The organism is Pseudomonas sp. GW821-FHT09E12, from assembly GCF_059416085.1.
Genome location: NZ_JBWKOM010000005.1, coordinates 511,711 through 528,547 on the forward strand (window position 1 = coordinate 511,711; position 16,837 = coordinate 528,547).

Annotated in this window: 12 protein-coding genes; 3 read left to right on the top strand and 9 right to left on the bottom strand. The window is 62.8% G+C overall.

The genetic code is table 11. From position 1 onward, the window contains the following. Positions 1-16: 16 nt before the first annotated feature. The 5 genes from AC07PQ_RS17505 to betI form a co-directional block, all read right to left on the bottom strand. The gene (locus AC07PQ_RS17505) at positions 17-1,354 is read right to left on the bottom strand and encodes a TldD/PmbA family protein (RefSeq protein ID WP_007925972.1); all 1,338 of its coding nucleotides are present in this window, start codon (positions 1,352-1,354) and stop codon (positions 17-19) included. After that, complete coding sequence (locus AC07PQ_RS17510) at positions 1,354-2,796, bottom strand: TldD/PmbA family protein (protein WP_007925973.1); 1,443 nt, start codon at positions 2,794-2,796, stop codon at positions 1,354-1,356. Before AC07PQ_RS17510 ends, AC07PQ_RS17505 begins: the two co-directional genes overlap by 1 nt. A gap of 396 nt (positions 2,797-3,192) precedes the next feature. Then, complete coding sequence (gene betA / locus AC07PQ_RS17515) at positions 3,193-4,896, bottom strand: choline dehydrogenase (RefSeq protein WP_493185960.1); 1,704 nt, start codon at positions 4,894-4,896, stop codon at positions 3,193-3,195. 154 nt (positions 4,897-5,050) lie between these two features. After that, a complete protein-coding gene (gene betB / locus AC07PQ_RS17520) occupies positions 5,051-6,523 on the bottom strand; it encodes a betaine-aldehyde dehydrogenase (protein WP_007925976.1) in 1,473 nt (490 codons plus the stop codon). A gap of 113 nt (positions 6,524-6,636) precedes the next feature. After that, positions 6,637-7,230 (bottom strand): transcriptional regulator BetI, encoded by a 594-nt coding sequence (gene betI / locus AC07PQ_RS17525; protein WP_007925978.1) that lies wholly within the window; start codon positions 7,228-7,230, stop codon positions 6,637-6,639. 425 nt (positions 7,231-7,655) lie between these two features. Between betI and betT the strand changes: the two genes are divergently transcribed. Then, entirely contained in the window at positions 7,656-9,653 is a 1,998-nt protein-coding gene (gene betT, locus AC07PQ_RS17530) for a choline BCCT transporter BetT (protein WP_007925980.1), read from the top strand. 230 nt (positions 9,654-9,883) lie between these two features. On the opposite strand, the gene choV is transcribed toward betT, so the two are convergent. From choV to AC07PQ_RS17545, 3 genes are all read right to left on the bottom strand, one after another. Then, a complete protein-coding gene (choV, locus tag AC07PQ_RS17535) occupies positions 9,884-11,062 on the bottom strand; it encodes a choline ABC transporter ATP-binding protein (protein WP_493185961.1) in 1,179 nt (392 codons plus the stop codon). After that, positions 11,059-11,904 (bottom strand): choline ABC transporter permease subunit, encoded by an 846-nt coding sequence (gene choW, locus AC07PQ_RS17540; RefSeq protein WP_007925985.1) that lies wholly within the window; start codon positions 11,902-11,904, stop codon positions 11,059-11,061. The genes choV and choW overlap by 4 nt, the downstream gene beginning before the upstream one ends. Before the next feature lie 66 nt (positions 11,905-11,970). Next, positions 11,971-12,918 carry a choline ABC transporter substrate-binding protein gene (locus AC07PQ_RS17545; RefSeq protein ID WP_007925988.1) on the bottom strand — a complete coding sequence of 316 codons (948 nt, stop codon included), beginning with the start codon at positions 12,916-12,918 and terminating at the stop codon, positions 11,971-11,973. Between the two features lie 426 nt (positions 12,919-13,344). Between AC07PQ_RS17545 and AC07PQ_RS17550 the strand changes: the two genes are divergently transcribed. Beyond that, positions 13,345-14,721 (top strand): L-serine ammonia-lyase, encoded by a 1,377-nt coding sequence (locus AC07PQ_RS17550; protein ID WP_101339330.1) that lies wholly within the window; start codon positions 13,345-13,347, stop codon positions 14,719-14,721. A 558-nt stretch (positions 14,722-15,279) separates the two neighbouring features. After that, on the top strand, positions 15,280-16,374 hold the full coding sequence (gene gbdR, locus AC07PQ_RS17555; RefSeq protein WP_007925992.1) for a choline metabolism transcriptional regulator GbdR: 1,095 nt from the start codon (positions 15,280-15,282) through the stop codon (positions 16,372-16,374). Here the strand turns inward: gbdR and aac(6') are convergent, their stop codons facing one another. Further along, complete coding sequence (gene aac(6') / locus AC07PQ_RS17560; RefSeq protein WP_007925994.1) at positions 16,375-16,821, bottom strand: aminoglycoside 6'-N-acetyltransferase; 447 nt, start codon at positions 16,819-16,821, stop codon at positions 16,375-16,377. Positions 16,822-16,837 lie beyond the last annotated feature (16 nt).

Below are 16,837 nucleotides of genomic sequence, written 5' to 3' on the forward strand. Positions count from 1 at the left end.
TTGCGTGCGACAGCGGTTACAAGGTCAACGTCAGCCGGCTCACCAGCGCGCCCGGCAATTGCGCCGAGGCAGTCTGGCGCTGGCTGTAGGTACTGGCCGACAGCAGCAGCTCGCGCTCCCGGGTCAGGCCTTCCAGGTGCGAACCCAGCAGGCTGTAGACGCTGTCATCGAAACGCATGGTGCTGACCGGAGCCTGGATCTCGCCGTTCTCCACCCAGAAGGTAGCGAAGCGGGTCATGCCGGTCAGGCGCGCCGCCGGCTGGTCCGAGTAGTTCAGGTACCACAGGTTGCTGATGTACAGGCCGGTGCCCAGTTGCTTGAGAATCTCCTGCTGCGACAACTGCCCGGGCGCCATGTTCAACGCGCTGGGGTATTCGCCGCTGCCGGCACCGTTGGTGGCCAGGCTGTATTCGGCGGCGCTGCGCGAGTTGATCAGTTGCCCTTGGGCGACGCCGCCGGCGATCAGCGACAGGTCGCTGCGCGGGTAGCCTTCGTCGGAAAACGCCGGGCTCAACGAGTCGCTGACCTGCTCGTCCAGCGACACCAGGGGGCTCAGGCTGGCATCGCCGGCATAGAGCTTTTGCAGCGGGCTGTGCTTGCTGGCGATGGACTGTGCGGAAAACCCGCCCCAGCTCAGCATGCCCATGATTTCTTCCAGGGCCGCCGGCGCCAGGTAGGCGCGATACTGCCCGGGCGCCAGGGTGCGCAACGGTCGTCCGAGAAACGCCAGCTGTTCCCGGGCCTGCTGGAAGCGCTGGGCAAAACCCTGGCTGCTCCATTCGTGCCCGGCGTAGCTGGCTTTGACGGCCTGGCCATTTTCGTGGAACAGGCTGAAATCGAAGTTGAAGCTGTTGGCCTGGTGCCAGCCAAAGGCTCCCGAGGAACTGGCAAAACCACGGCTGATGGGACCTGCCGCATAGAACCCCACCAGGTCCAGCCCGGCGGCGGCCTGGCCGATTTCGGCCACCACCTGCTCGCTGCTGGGCAGCGGGTGCTCCTGCACATTGTGGGTGTTCCAGGCATCGGGGTTGAGCAGCAGGTACGGGTCCCGGGGCAGCAGCGGCAGGGTCTCGCGCAACTGTTGCAGGCCTTCGGCCAGGCGCTGGATATCGACCTGCGGGTCGCCGGCGAGGGTGATCTCGAGGTCGGCATGGCGCCCGTCGTCGATCAGTTTGAAGCCGAGGCTGGCCTGCTGCACTTGCCCGGCCTGGCGCACCTTGGCGTGGTTGAAACGGATGAACTGCGAAGACTCGGCGGCGTAGCTCAGGGTGAACTGTTCGGGCCCGCGCACGGCATCGCGCAGCCAGCCCACCAAAGCCTGGAACTGCTCGGCCTGATTCAGGGACGTACTCATCAGGCATCTCCTCCAAATACATCGACATGGCTGAACACACAGGCCGGCGAGGCATGGCCGACGCGGATCACCTGGTTCGGTTCGCCCTTGCCGCAGTTCGGCGTGCCCAGGACCTTGAAAGTGCTGGCGTCGCCGACGGCGCTGAGGTTTTTCCAGAAGTGCGCGGAAATCGCCCGGTAGTTGGGGTTTTTCACCACGCCCTTGAGTTCGCCGTTCTCGATCAACTGGCCCCACTCACAGCCGAACTGGAACTTGTTGCGCGCATCGTCGATGGACCAGGAACGGTTGGTGGACATCAGGATGCCGTTCTCGATACCGCCGATCAGTTGCGCCAGCGGCTGGTCGCCGGGCTCGATATTGAGGTTGGCCATGCGGTCGATGGGCGGGCGGTTCCAGCTGCAGGCGCGGCTGTTGGCCACGCCGTCGAGGCCGGCGCGAAATTGCGAGAGCGCGCCGCCCAGCGGGCGCAGCAGCAGGCCCTGCTTGATCAGAAACTGCTTGCTGGCGGGCGTGCCGTCGTCGTCATGGCCGTAGCTGGCCAACTGCTCGGGAATGTCCGGGTCGAAGGTCACGTTGAGCAGGCTGGAGCCATATTGCAGGCTGCCGAAGTCGCTGCTTTTCACGAAGCTGGTGCCGGCGTAGTTGCGCTCGTCGCCGAGGATACGGTCCAGCTCCAGCGGGTGGCCGATGGATTCGTGGATCTGCAGCATCATCTGGTCCGGCATCAGTAACAGGTCGCGCGGGCCCTGGGGCGTATTGGGCGCCAGCAGCAATTGCAGCGCCTGGTCGGCGACCTGGGCTCCGGCGCCGATCAGCCCGCAGCGGCTGATCACGTCGGCGCCGCCCTGCTGGCCGAAGTTCTCGCGACCCAGGCTGCGGGTCTGGCTGTCGCTGCCGTCGTAGGCGGTGACGTCCATGCCCGGGTAGACGAAGCGCTGGGCCTGGCGCAGTTCGGCGCCGGCGCTGTTGAGGTAGATCTGCTCGACGTGGGTGAGGCCGAGGCTGACCTGCCAGTTCACCAGGCGCTCGTCCCTGGGCACGGCCGCGGACTCGTCGCCAAGCAACTGGTAGCAGTCGCTCAGGGAGGGAAAGGGCTGGTCGAGGTTGGGCGAGAAGTAGTCGCCGCGGTCGCTGGACACCGCTTGTTCGCGCAGGTCGAGCAGGGCATGGGCGGCGATCAGCCGGGCCTGTTGCTCGGCGCGTTGCAGCGCGGCCTGCAGACCGCTTTGCGACAGGTCGTTGGTGGCGGCGTAAGCCTCGACGCCATTGACCCGCACGGTGAGCATCGCGCCCTCGTCGCGGCTCAGGCTCGGCGGCTCCGCGACGTTCTTGCGCACCGACAGGTACTGGCCGGATTCGCGCACGTAGCGCAGGGAAAAGAATTCGGCGCCCGTGCGCAAGGCAGCGAAGCGCTGCTTGAGCTGGGGGTGGAAATCGAACATCTGAGGAACCTCCATGTGAACAGTCTGGCTGTTGCAGGCCTTATCGAGAGCAAGCGGGCGTCGGGCCAGGGTTTTTCTGTAGGAGCAGCCGGTCGACGCTCGATTGCTCGCGATAAAGCCCGAAGGGCTTTGAAGCCAGGTCGGAAAAGGTGCTGGGGAATGCTGCGAGCGCCTAGATTAGGCCCGTGCGGTGGGCGGTATCAAGCAGGGAGGCGCAGGGAAATGTTGGAGAACTGTAGTCGTGGCCAAGGGCTGTGATTCGGCAATCGGGTTCTTGCCTGGTGAACCGTGGTGGCTGGTTTACGTCGGCTGCGCCGCCGATCGCAGTCTGCGGCAGCGGCTACAGGCCGGATACAGCAAAAAGGCGCCGATCGTTGCGATCGGCGCCGTTCGAAGTTACTGCGCGGTAGCACTCACTTCACGTACCGGCTTGCCACGTACCGGGGCATCGCCCGCCACGTAGTAGGCGGCCTTGCTGCGCGGCAGTGGCTGGCGGCCACGGATCTTGTCGGCGATTTTCTCGGCCATCATGATCGTCGGCGCGTTCAGGTTGCCGGTGGTGATGATCGGCATGATCGAGGCATCGACCACGCGCAGACCCTGCATGCCATGCACGCGACCCTGGCCATCGACCACGGCCATTTCGTCGGTGCCCATCTTGCACGAGCAGGATGGGTGGAACGCGGTTTCGGCGTGCTCGCGGATGAATTTATCCAGCTGCTCGTCGGTCTGCACCTCGATGCCCGGGCTGATTTCGCGGCCGCGGAAGGCGTCCAGCGCCGGCTGTTGCATGATTTCCCGGGTCAGGCGGATGCCGTCGCGGAATTCCTGCCAGTCCTGCTCGGTGGCCATGTAGTTGAAGAGGATGCTCGGGTAGTCGCGCGGGTTCTTCGACTTGAGCTGGATCCGGCCGCGGCTTGGCGAACGCATGGAACCCATGTGCGCCTGGAAACCGTGCTCCTGCACACCGTTGCTGCCGTTGTAGTTAATCGCCACCGGCAGGAAGTGGTACTGGATGTTCGGCCATTCGAACTCTTCGCGAGTGCGGATAAAGCCGCCGGCTTCGAACTGGTTGCTGGCGCCGATACCGGTGCCGTTGAACAGCCACTCGGCACCGATGGCCGGCTGGTTGTACCAGAGCAGCGACGGGTACAGCGAGACCGGCTGGGTGCAGGCGTACTGCAGGTACAGTTCCAGGTGGTCTTGCAGGTTCTCGCCGACGCCCGGCAGGTCGTGGACTACCGGGATGTCCAGGCTTTCCAGGAGCTTGGCCGGGCCGACGCCGGAACGTTGCAGGATCTGTGGCGAGGCGATGGCGCCGGAGCACAGCAGCACTTCCTTGCGGGCACGGGCTTCGACGCGCTCTTCGGCGGAGCCGACCAGGTAACGCACGCCAACGGCACGCTTGCCTTCGAACAGGATCTTGTCGGTCAGGGCGTGGGTGACGATGCTCAGGGTCGAACGTTTTTTCGCCACGTCGAGGTAACCGCGGGCGGTACTGGCGCGACGGCCTTTAGGCGTCACGGTACGGTCCATCGGGCCGAAACCTTCCTGCTGGTAGCCGTTGAGGTCTTCGGTACGCGGGTAACCGGCCTGCACGCCGGCTTCGACCATGGCGTGGAACAGCGGGTTGTTGCCGGCTTTCGGCGTGGTCACGCTGACCGGGCCTTCGCCGCCGTGGTAGTCGTTCGGGCCGATGTCGCGGGTTTCGGCTTTACGGAAGTACGGCAGGCAGTCCAGGTAGGCCCAGTCTTCCAGGCCTGGCAGTTTTGCCCAGCCGTCGTAGTCCATGGCGTTGCCGCGGATGTAGCACATGCCGTTGATCAGCGAGGAGCCGCCCAAGCCCTTGCCACGGCCGCATTCCATCCGGCGACCGTTCATGTGTGGCTCTGGGTCGGTCTCGTAGGCCCAGTTGTAGCGACGGCCTTGCAGCGGGAACGCCAGGGCGGCCGGCATCTGCGTGCGGAAGTCGAAACGGTAGTCCGGGCCGCCGGCTTCGAGCAGCAGCACGGTGACGCCTTCGTCTTCAGTCAGACGGGTCGCCAGGGTGTTACCGGCGGAGCCGGCACCGATGATGATGTAATCGTATTCTTGGGACATTGAATGCACCCTCTTTGGAGTTGGTCAGGTCTGGCCATGGCGAGTGCTGAGCACTCGATCGCGGGCAAGCTCCGCTCCTACAGGAGATTTGCGTGCTTCTGTAGGAGCGAGGCTTGCCCGCGAAGGCGGCCTCGCAGGCGAAGCGAATTTCGCCTTAGAACACCGAGGCGTAGTCGCCCAGCTCGACCTGTACCGATTTGATGCGGGTGAAGTTGTTCAGCGAGCTGATCCCGTTCTCACGGCCAACACCCGACTGCTTGTAGCCGCCGACCGGCATCTTGGCGTCGGATTCGCCCCAGGCGTTGATCCAGCAGATACCGGCTTCGAGCTGATGAATCACGCGGTGCGCGCGGTTCAGGTCACGGGTTACCACACCGGCGGCCAGGCCGAAGTCGGTGTCGTTGGCGCGACGGATCACTTCTTCTTCGGTTTCGTAGGTCAGGATGCTCATCACCGGGCCGAAGATTTCTTCGCGAACGATGGTCATCTCGTCGGTGCAGTCGGTGAACACGGTCGGCGCCACGAAAGCACCTTTGGCGAATGCGCCGTCGGTCAGGCGTTCGCCGCCGCACAGCAGGCGGGCGCCTTCTTCCTTGCCCTTGGCGATGTAGCCCAGCACGCTTTCCATGTGGGCGAAGCTGACCAGCGGGCCGAAGTTGGTGTTTTCGTCTTCCGGGTTGCCAACGCGAATGCGTGCGACGCGCTCGACGATCTTGGCTTCGAAAGCGGCTTTCAGGTGGCTCGGTACGAAGACGCGGGTACCGTTGGTGCAGACCTGGCCGGAGCTGTAGAAGTTGGCCATCATCGCGGTGTCGGCGGCGCGATCCAGGTCGGCGTCGTCGAAGATGATCAGCGGCGACTTGCCGCCCAGTTCCATGGTCACGTCTTTCAGCGAGGAGCTGGAAGCGCTGGCCATGACCTTCTTGCCGGTATCGGTGCCGCCGGTGAAGGAGACTTTCTCGATGCGCGGGTGTTCGGTCAGCCAGGTGCCGACTTCGCGGCCGCTACCGGTCAGGACGTTGAACACGCCAGCCGGAACGCCGGCTTCGGTGTAGATCTCGGCCAGTTTCAGGGTGGTCAGCGAAGTGACTTCGCTTGGCTTGAAGATCATCGCGTTACCGGCCGCCAGGGCTGGCGCGGATTTCCACAGGGCGATCTGGATCGGGTAGTTCCACGCGCCGATACCGGCCACGACGCCCAGCGGCTCGCGACGGGTGTAGACGAACGAAGTGGTGCGCAGCGGGATCTGCTCGCCTTCGATGGCCGGTACCAGGCCCGCGTAGTATTCCAGCACGTCGGCGCCGGTGACGATGTCGACATACTTGGTTTCGGAGTAGGCCTTGCCGGTGTCCAGGGTTTCCAGGGCAGCCAGTTCATCGTTGCGCTCGCGCAGGATGTCCACGGCGCGACGCAGGATGCGCGAACGCTCCATGGCGGTCATCGCGGCCCAGATCTTCTGGCCTTTCTCGGCGCTGACGACAGCGCGCTCGACGTCTTCTTTAGTCGCACGTTGCACTTGAGCGAGGACTTCACCGTTGGCCGGATTGATGGCGTCGAAGGTGGCGTCGCTGCCGGCGTCGGTGTAGCCGCCGTCAATGTAGAGTTTTTGCAGTTCGAAACGGGCCATGTTGATAGTCCTCGCAAGTGCATGAGTGGTTGGCGTTGACCACTGGGCGCGCCGTGTAGCCTGGGCGCGCTGGTCAGTGGCGGTTCAGGGGGCCGAGCGTCTTGTAATGTGCTCTAGCGCTCCTGCTTAGCCAGTTGGAAATCCATGTATTCGTAAGCGATCCGGTGCGCCTGCTCGGTGTCGAAAGCGTCTCCCGACAGCGCGCCGCGCAACCACAAACCGTCGATCAGGGCTGCCAGGCCTCGCGCCGCGCTGCGTGCATCATCCAGCGGCAGGACGCGGCGGAACTGACAGCACAGGTTGGAATACAGGCGGTGATCGTTGATCCGCTGCAACCTGTGCAAAGACGGGTGGTGCATGCTGGTGGCCCAGAAGGCCAGCCAGGTTTTCATTGCCGGGCCATTGACCTGGCTGGCGTCGAAGTTGCCTTCGATGATCACCTGGAGGTGCGCCCGCGGGCTGCTGTCCTCCAGCGCCTGACGGCGCGCGGTGACGTTCTCGCTGAGGACACTCATCAGATACTGCGCAGTGGCGGCGATCAGGCCGTTCTTGTCCTGAAAGTAGTGACTGATGATGCCGTTCGAGACACCGGCCAAACGGGCGATCAGCGCAATGCTGGCGTCCCCCATCCCGACCTGATCGACCGCCAGCAACGTGGCTTCGATCAACTGCTGGCGGCGTATGGGTTGCATACCGACCTTGGGCATCTTGCACATCTCCTTAGGCCTGCTGGCAGTCGTGAAACGGCTACCGGCGTGAGGGCCAGTCTATTTTGTTTTGATTGAACGTTCAATCAACAAAGAATAAGATCTGCGACAAATCGTCGCTGCCTCCAGGTCCTTCCTGCGTGTAGATGGCGGAAAAGCGACCTCCGAAAAAGTCTGAAACCCAAGCAGGGCATAGCGTGAGCCAGCGAGGACGGATGTGTTGAATGGGCAAGACGCTTAAGGCCAGGTGACGAACTGCACGTTTGCACAAGGCCTTCGACGCTGGTTCTCAACGCAACCCCTGCGGGTTCGGGCTTTTTTCGGGGTGTCTTTATATCACCCGTCGGTCGGCTGCCAACTAACCGATTGGTCGGGTGCCGTGTTGCCTTGTGTTCTTCTCTCGCACTGCCTGGAGCATCTGTGCCATGAGTTCTGCCTCTCTTATAAAGACCCCACCGGAAAAGGTGCGGGTCAACGGTTGGGTGTTCTACACCTCCACCGCGCTGATCCTGCTGCTGACCGCCATTCTGATCATCGCCCCGCAAGAGGCCGGCAGACTGCTCGGCATTGCCCAGGCCTGGTTGTCCCGCAGCTTCGGCTGGTACTACATGGTGGTGATCGCCGCCTACCTGGTCTTCGTCGTCGGCCTGGCGTTTTCCTCCTACGGCAAGCTCAAGCTGGGGACCAAGCAAGACACTCCGGATTTCAGCTATGGCGCCTGGGCCGGCATGCTGTTCTCGTCCGGTATCGGCATTTCGCTGCTGTACTTCGGTGCTTCCGAACCGCTGGACCACTACTTCAATCCGCCTGAAGGCGTACCGGGCAGCAACCAGGCCGCGCGTTCGGCGCTGCAACTGACGTTCCTGCACTGGGGCCTGCACGGCTGGGCGATCTATGCCCTGGTCGGCCTGGCCGTGGCCTACTTTGCCTACCGCCACAACCAGCCGCTGGCGCTGCGTTCGGCGTTGTACCCGCTGGTGGGCGAGCGCTGGGTCAAGGGCGCGGCCGGCCACGCGGTGGACGGTTTCGGCATGTTCGTGACCCTGCTGGGCCTGGTGACCAACCTGGGCATCGGCTCGATGCAGGTGTCTTCCGGCCTGGAAAACCTGTTCGGCATGGAACACAGCAACACCAACCTGCTGATCGTGATCATCGTCATGAGCACCGTGGCCACCATCGCCGCGGTATCCGGTGTGGAAAACGGCATTCGCCGCCTGTCCAACCTGAACATCGTGCTGTTCAGCGGCCTGCTGATCTTCGTGCTGCTGTTTGGTCCGACCCTGCACCTGCTCAACGGTTTCGTGCAAAACGTCGGCGATTACCTCAACGGTGTGGTGCTCAAGACCTTCGACCTCTATGTGTACGAAGGCGACAGCGCCAAGTCCGACCGCTGGCTGGGCCTGTGGACCCTGTTCTACTGGGCCTGGTGGATTTCCTGGGCGCCATTCGTCGGCATGTTCATCGCGCGTATTTCCCGCGGCCGTACCGTGCGCGAACTGGTGGCGGGCGTGCTGCTGATTCCGCTGGGCTTCACCCTGGCCTGGCTGTCGGTGTTCGGTAACTCGGCCTTGGACCTGGTGATGAACCATGGCGCGGTGGAGCTCGGCAAGACGGCGCTGGAACAGCCGTCCATGGCGATCTACCAACTGCTGGATCATTACCCGGCGTCGAAGATTGTCATCGGCGTGTCGATTTTCGTCGGCTTCGTGCTGTTCCTGACCCCGGCCGACTCCGGCGCGGTGATGATGGCCAACCTGTCCTGCAAGGGCGGCAACGTCGACGAAGACGCCCCGCACTGGCTGCGGATCTTCTGGTCGGTGGTGATCACCCTGGTGACCGTCGGCCTGCTGTTCGCCGGTAACTTCGAAGCCATGCAGACCATGGTGGTGCTGGCCGGCCTGCCGTTCTCGGTGGTGCTGGTGTGCTTCATGTTCGGCCTGCACAAGGCCATGCGCCAGGACACGCAGATCGAACAGGAACAGGCGGAACTGGCGGCCCGTGGTCGTCGTGGTTTCAGCGAGCGCCTGACCCAGCTGGACCTGCAGCCGACCCAGGCGGTGGTCCAGCGTTTCATGGACAAGCACGTGACGCCGGCACTGGAAGAAGCCGCGACCCAGCTGCGCAACCAGGGCCTGGATGTGCAAACCCTGCTGGGCAAGTCCAAGCGTTGCATGGGCGTGCGGATCGAGATGGAAGAGGGCAACCCTTTCGTTTATGAAGTGAGCCTGGACGGCTATCTGGCGGCGCCGAGCGAATCGGCCGATGCGCCCGAAGAGCGTGCGCGCTACTACCGCGCCGAGGTCTACCTGCACAACGGCAGCCAGGAATACGACTTGATGGGCTTCACGCAGGAGCAGATCACCCGTGACGTGCTCGATCAGTTCGAAAGCCATCGGCAGCTCCTTGGCCGGGTCTACAGCTAAGACGTGAGAGGCGCGGTGTAGCCCTGTTACACCGCGTCGCCTGTATCGCGAGCAAGCTCGCTCCTACAAGGATTGCATTTGACCTGTAGGAGCGAGCTTGCTCGCGAAGCGCCATCCCTGATCCAGCGCAACACCCGCTCCCGCAACAGGGAGCAAACCTGCACCCTTTATTTCCGATAAAACAAAAACGCCGCGATCGATGTCGCGGCGTTTTTGTTTGCGTGTCGCTATTACCCCAGGTTCTTGCCGAGCAGCGCGTGGTAGAGCTCGCTGTCGCCGAGGATCCCCACCACCTTGTTGTTGTCATGCAGCACCAGCTTGTTGCCGGTCTGGTAGCGGATCTGCAGCGCGTCGCGCATGCCGATGTTGGAGTCCACCAGGGTCGGCTTGCGGCCCAGGCCTTCCACCGCCTGGCCCGGGATCCAGTTCTGCAGGTCGAGGCTGGCGCCGTTCTGGCGTGCGCCCTTGATGGTGTTGCCCTCGGCCAGGTCGAGCCAGGAGTCGCCACCCGGGTCCAGGCACACCGAGCCGTTGATGCGTTTGCAGTTGTCCAGGGTGCGCATCAGGCTGCGGCCGCAGAGCACGTTGAGCGGGTTGGTATGGGCGACGAAGGTGCGCACATAGTCGTCCGCCGGGTTCAGCACGATTTCTTCCGGCTTGCTGTACTGGATGATCCGCCCGTCTTTCATGATGGCGATGCGGCTGCCCAGCTTCAGGGCCTCGTCGAGGTCATGGCTGACGAACACGATGGTCTTGCTCAGCTTGCGTTGCAGTTCCAGCAGTTCGTCCTGCAGGCCCTGGCGGATCAGCGGGTCGAGGGCGGAGAAGGGTTCGTCCATCAGCAGGATGTCGGCGTCCATCGCCAGGGCGCGGGCCAGGCCGACACGTTGCTGCATACCGCCGGACAGTTCGTCGGGCTTCTTGTTGCGCCACTGGGTCAGGCCCACCAGCTCGAGTTTCTCGTCCACCAGCTTGCGCCGTTCCTTTTCCGGCCGGCCCTGCATTTCCAGGCCGAAGCTGATGTTCTCGCGAACGGTCAGCCAGGGCATCAGGGCGAACTTCTGGAACACCATGGCGATGCGCTTGGTGCGCATCATCTTCAGTTCCGCCGGGGTACAGGAAGCGATGTCGATCTGCTTGCCCTCATGCTCGACGAACAGCTTGCCACGGCTGACGGTGTTGAGGCCGTTGATGCAGCGCAGCAGGCTCGACTTGCCGGAACCGGAGAGGCCCATCAGCACGCAGATTTCGCCTTTCTCGATGTCCAGGCTGGCCTTTTCCACACCGACGATCAGGCCGGTCTTTTTCAGGATATCGTTGCGGGTCATACCCTGATCCAGCAGCTTGAGCGCCTCGCGTGGATCCTTGGAGAAGATAACGTCGACGTTATCGAAGCGGATTATGCTCATGCGTCACCCCCTACTTTGGCTTCGGGTTGTTTGCAGATACGGTCGAGCATGATCGCCAGCAGTACGATTGCCAGGCCTGCTTCGAAGCCCAGGGCGATATCGGCGGTGTTCAGTGCGTTGACCACGGGTTTGCCCAGGCCATCGGCGCCCACCAGGGCCGCGATCACCACCATCGACAACGACAGCATGATGCACTGGGTGATGCCGGCGGCGATGCTCGGCATGGCATGGGGCAGCTCGATACGCGACAACAGTTGACGGCGGGAGCAGCCAAAGGCCTTGCCGGCGTCCATCAACTCTTGTGGTACATCGCGGATGCCCAGGTAGGTTAGGCGGATCGGCGCGGCAATGGCGAACACCACCGTGGAAATCAGGCCTGGTACCACGCCCAGACCGAACAGGGTCAGGGTAGGAATGAGGTAAACGAAGGTCGGTACGGTCTGCATCAGATCGAGCACCGGACGCATCATGGTGTAGAACATCGGCTTATGCGCGGCGACGATGCCCAACGGCACGCCAATGAGCACGCAGACCAGGGTGGCGAACAGCACCTGGGCCAGGGTTTCCATGGTTTCCTGCCAGTAACCCAGATTGAGGATCAGCAGGAAGGACAGCACGACGAAGGCGGTCAGGCCCCATTTGCGTTGAATGATATGCGCCAGCAAGGCAATCAGGCCGATCAAGGCCAGTGGGTTGAACCAGGTCAGCGCAAACGTCACGCCGTGGATCATCGTTTCCAGGGTCGATGCGATCGCATCGAATGTGTTGGCGCCGTGTTGCGTCAACCATTCGACGAAGGCAGCGATGTACTGGCCTAAAGGGATTTTCTGATCAATGAGCATGGTATTGAACGTCCGCATGCAAGGAATAAACAGCCCGGGCGGGCGACCCCGCCCGGCATAAGCGACTTACTGTGCAAGCTTGGCTTTCACGGCCTCCAGGCCAGGTTTTCCGTCAATGGTGGTCACGCCAGCGAGCCAGGTATCGAGTACCTCGGGGTTTTTCTTCAGCCAGGCCTTGGCGGCCGCCTCGGGCTTCATCTTGTCGTCCAGGACGTTACCCATCAGGGTGCTTTCCATGTTCAGGGTGAACGACAGATTCTTCAGCAACTGACCGACGTTGCTGCATTCCTCGGCGTAGCCCTTGCGGGTATTGGTGTAGATGGTCGCCTGGCCGTAGTTGGGGCCGAAGAACTCGTCGCCGCCGGTCAGGTACTTCATCTTGAAACGGGTGTTCATCGGGTGCGGTTCCCAGCCCAGGAACACCACCGCGGTGCTGCGCCGTTGCGCGCGCTCGACCTGGGACAGCATGCCCGCCTCGCTGGACTCGACCACCTTGAAGCCGGCGTCCTTGAGGCCGAAGGCGTTCTTGTCGATCATGCTCTGGATCATGCGGTTGCCGTCGTTGCCCGGCTCGATGCCGTAGATCTTGCCGTCCAGTTCTTTCTTGAACTTGGCGATGTCGGCGAAATCCTTCAAGCCCTTGTTGTACAGCTCTTCCGGGACCGCCAGGGTGTACTTGGCGTTCTCCAGGTTGGCGCGGATGGTTTCCACGGTGCCGGCATCGCGGTAGGGCTTGATGTCGTTTTCCATGGTCGGCATCCAGTTGCCGAGGAACACGTCCATGTTCTTGCCGTCGGCCAGGGACTTGTAGGTCACCGGTACGGAAATCATCGTGGTCTTGGTCTTGTAGCCAAGGGCATCGAGCACGACGCTGGTGGTCGCGGTGGTGACGGTGATGTCGGTCCAGCCGACATCGGAGAAGTTTACGGTGCTGCATTGCGCCGGTTCTGCGGCGTGCGCCAGAAGCGGCAGACTCAGCATGGCGGCCAACAACAACGACGGGGAACCTTTCATGGGGTGGACTCCTGGGTGTTTTCTGGCGGTGTGTCTGACCGCACTTATAAGTGTTGCGGTTGGGGCGAGTGGGACAGCTCTACCACAGTGCCTTGCAATCGAGTCGAGACTGATCATGTACCAGTGAAAATCTGACGCCTACAGGGTGCGTCGTATCCAGTACAGGGAGGGTCGCATCCAGTGTCGGTGAGGTCGCTTACAGCTTTTTTCAGCACTTTTTGCCCATCTGAACCGCAAAAAAACGGCCAGAACCGCAGGTCCGCGGACCACGGCGTTGGTGGGCATGAGTGAGTCGGTGTGAGACGTCGAACGACACTGCAAAAGCCTGATGATGCGCGTATCTCGGCGGATTACTGCTTGAGCGTAGCAGCTTCGCCACCGGGCGTTTTGGCGCCCGGCGTGTGCTCATCGAGGAGTTTCGCAGTCATGGCTATCAGTGTTTTCGACCTGTTCAAAATCGGCATCGGCCCCTCCAGTTCCCACACCGTCGGGCCCATGCGCGCCGCGGCGCTGTTCGTCCAGGCCCTGCGCGAGAAAGACCTGCTGGGCCAGGTGCGCCGCGTCGAGGTAAGGCTCTACGGTTCGCTGTCGGCCACCGGCATCGGCCACGGCAGCGACAACGCGGTGATCATGGGGCTGATGGGCGAATGGCCGGATGCGATCGATCCGTCGCAGATTGGCTGTCGCATCGAGACCCTGCGCGAAACCAATACCCTGCTGCTCGACAACCGCCTGCCGATTCCCTTCGTCTGGGCGCGCGACATGCTGCTGATCGACGAAAACCTGCCGTTCCATCCCAACGCCATGACCCTGGTGGCCGAAGGCGACTCCGGGGAGCTGCACCGCGATACCTACTATTCCGTGGGCGGCGGTTTTGTCGTCGACCAGGCCCAGGCCAGCAGCGGCGTGGTGGACCTGGATCGCACCGAATTGCCTTATGACTTCTCCAGCGCCGTGGAGCTGCTGAGCCTGTGCCAGAAGCACAACCTGCGGGTGGCCGAACTGATGATGGCCAACGAGAAGGTCTGGCGTTCGGAGGAGGAGATTCGCGCCGGCCTGATGAAGCTCTGGCAGGCCATGCAGGATTGCGTCGAGCAGGGCCTGAAACACGAAGGCATCCTGCCCGGCGGGCTCAATGTGCGGCGCCGCGCGGCCAAGCTGCATCGCAGCCTGCAGGAACTGAACAAACCCAATGTGATCGGCTCGACCCTGAGCGCCATGGAGTGGGTCAACCTGTTCGCCCTGGCGGTGAACGAGGAAAACGCCGCCGGCGGACGCATGGTGACGGCGCCGACCAACGGCGCGGCGGGGATCATCCCGGCGGTGCTGCATTACTTCATGCGCTTCAGCGAGGACGTCACCGACGCCAACGTGGTGGACTTTTTCCTCGGCGCGGCGGCGGTGGGCATCCTCTGCAAGAAAAACGCCTCGATCTCCGGCGCCGAAGTCGGCTGCCAGGGCGAGGTGGGTTCCGCCTGCGCCATGGCCGCCGCCGGCCTGGCGGAGATTCTCGGGGCGTCGCCGGAGCAGCTTTGCAATGCCGCGGAAATCGGCCTGGAGCATAACCTCGGCCTGACCTGCGACCCGGTCGGCGGCCTGGTGCAGGTGCCGTGCATCGAGCGCAACGCGATTGCCGCGGTGAAGGCCATCAACGCCGCGCAAATGGCCCTGCGCGGCGACGGCCAGCACTTCATTTCCCTGGACCGGGTGATCCGCACCATGCGCGATACCGGCGCCGACATGCACGACAAATACAAGGAGACATCCCGCGGCGGCTTGGCGGTCAGCGCTGTGGAGTGTTGATGCTTTAACAGCGGGACTGCTGCGCAGTCCATCGCAGGCAAGTCGGATCGCCGCCCGCTCTCTCCTACAGCAAAACGCATTCCGTAGGAGCGAGGCTTGCCCGCGATGACGCCGGATCATCCACCGCCTGTTTCCAGCCTACTGCTCATAAATTGAACACCCCGCGGCGCCCTCGCCACCTTTTGGAGCGTCGCAAACAGGTAAGTCCCAAGGCTCATCGGTCAGGTTTTTCGCTGACCTCGGCTGAGCGCCCACCTGTGCTTGCGGTGACACTCTTTTCCCGGGACGTTTCTCGCCGTTCCCACAAGTGCTACCGATTTGCTCACAGCCACCGGGCCAGGGCCCTTCCAGGCCGATTCGACACTGATAACCCGCACATTGCGCACGGCTTATATAGACGCATCGCGACGTCGTTTTCAGGAGTTATTGAATGGCCATTCAATTTTAGGCATGGCAATTGCTCTGTCCTCACAAAGCCCGTCTCCCACGTGAGAACGATGGCAATAACAAGAGCCTCCGCCTGAGGCCATCACCTGCTTTGTGTGAGGAGATACCGCGATGACGTCGTTCAACTCCGGGGCTCAACCCCAGAACCGTGCGCCTCAATCCATCGGCTTTTTGCTGCTGGACAATTTCACGCTGATTTCCCTGGCGTCCGCGGTCGAGCCGCTGCGCATGGCCAACCAGTTGTCCGGTCGCGAGCTGTATCGCTGGACCACCCTCAGCGTCGACGGTGGCCAGGTCTGGGCCAGTGATGGCCTGCAGATCACCCCCGACGCCTCCATGCACAAAGCCCCCGCCCTGGACACCGTGATCGTCTGCGGCGGCATCGGCATCCAGCGCACCGTGACCCGCGAACATGTGTCGTGGCTACAAAGCCAGGCGCGCCAGTCCCGCCGCCTCGGCGCGGTCTGCACCGGCAGCTGGGCCCTGGCCTGCGCCGGCCTGCTCGACGGTTTCGATTGCAGCGTGCACTGGGAATGCCTGGCCTCGATGCAGGAAGCCTTCCCGCGGGTGGCCATGAGCACCCGCCTGTTCACCCTCGACCGCAACCGCTTCACCAGTTCCGGCGGCACTGCGCCGCTGGACATGATGCTGCACTTGATCAGCCGCGATCACGGCCGTGAACTGTCGGCGGCGATCTCGGAAATGTTCGTCTACGAACGTATCCGCAACGAGCAGGATCACCAGCGCGTGCCGCTCAAGCACATGCTCGGCACCAACCAGCCGAAACTGCAGGAAATCGTCGCGCTGATGGAAGCCAACCTGGAAGAGCCGATCGACCTCGACGAGCTGGCGGTCTACGTTTCGGTATCCCGTCGCCAGCTGGAGCGGCTGTTCCAGAAATACCTGCACTGCTCGCCATCGCGTTACTACCTGAAGCTGCGGCTGATCCGCGCCCGGCAACTGCTCAAGCAGACGCCGATGTCGATCATCGAAGTGGCTTCGGTCTGCGGTTTTGTCTCCACGCCGCACTTCTCCAAGTGCTACCGCGAGTACTTCGGCATTCCACCGCGTGACGAACGCGTGGGCTCCAACACCGCCCAACAGGTGGCGATGATGCCGATTCCGCAGGCGCTGGTGCTGGCCGGCCCGATGTCCTCGCTGAGCCAGGCGCGCAACGAATCGACCTTCGCCAGCGTCAGGCTGTAATCACAGGCTTTTCCTGAAGTACACGACGCGCTCGGTTTCCTCGAAACCGAGCGCCTTGTGCACGGTCTGGCTCACCAGGTTTTCCAGGCCGGTATCCGAAGCCATTTCCACGCAGCCCTGATCCCGCCCCCATTGGGCGACGGCATCGATCAGCCGTTCGGCAATGCCCTGGCGCCGCTGTTCGGCGCTGACGTACAAACCCTCCAGAAACACCACCGGCGAATGCTCGGTGCCGTTCACGTAGTCGTGGCGTAACGAAGCCTCGGCCAACCCTACTGGCCGCCCATCGGCGGTATAAGCGAGCAGGTTGATATAGCGCTGCGGGTCGTCCAGCAAACTGGCGATTTCGTCCCGGTGTTCCTCGGCCGGACAGTCGGGCCACAGCGCCTGGCGCAACGGCAGCCAGTCCGCTTGATGGGCTGGCTGGCAGGGTTCGATTCGAATCATGGGGGCGGCTCCTTGG

What these genes read in the sequence shown, in the direction of transcription:
- AC07PQ_RS17505 (WP_007925972.1), bottom strand. Translation starts at nt 1,354, where the DNA reads ATGAGTACGTCCCTGAATCAGGCCGAGCAGTTCCAGGCTTTGGTGGGC.
- AC07PQ_RS17510 (WP_007925973.1), bottom strand. Translation starts at nt 2,796, where the DNA reads ATGTTCGATTTCCACCCCCAGCTCAAGCAGCGCTTCGCTGCCTTGCGC.
- betA (WP_493185960.1), bottom strand. Translation starts at nt 4,896, where the DNA reads ATGTCCCAAGAATACGATTACATCATCATCGGTGCCGGCTCCGCCGGT.
- betB (WP_007925976.1), bottom strand. Translation starts at nt 6,523, where the DNA reads ATGGCCCGTTTCGAACTGCAAAAACTCTACATTGACGGCGGCTACACC.
- betI (WP_007925978.1), bottom strand. Translation starts at nt 7,230, where the DNA reads ATGCCCAAGGTCGGTATGCAACCCATACGCCGCCAGCAGTTGATCGAA.
- betT (WP_007925980.1), top strand. Translation starts at nt 7,656, where the DNA reads ATGAGTTCTGCCTCTCTTATAAAGACCCCACCGGAAAAGGTGCGGGTC.
- choV (WP_493185961.1), bottom strand. Translation starts at nt 11,062, where the DNA reads ATGAGCATAATCCGCTTCGATAACGTCGACGTTATCTTCTCCAAGGAT.
- choW (WP_007925985.1), bottom strand. Translation starts at nt 11,904, where the DNA reads ATGCTCATTGATCAGAAAATCCCTTTAGGCCAGTACATCGCTGCCTTC.
- AC07PQ_RS17545 (WP_007925988.1), bottom strand. Translation starts at nt 12,918, where the DNA reads ATGAAAGGTTCCCCGTCGTTGTTGTTGGCCGCCATGCTGAGTCTGCCG.
- AC07PQ_RS17550 (WP_101339330.1), top strand. Translation starts at nt 13,345, where the DNA reads ATGGCTATCAGTGTTTTCGACCTGTTCAAAATCGGCATCGGCCCCTCC.
- gbdR (WP_007925992.1), top strand. Translation starts at nt 15,280, where the DNA reads ATGACGTCGTTCAACTCCGGGGCTCAACCCCAGAACCGTGCGCCTCAA.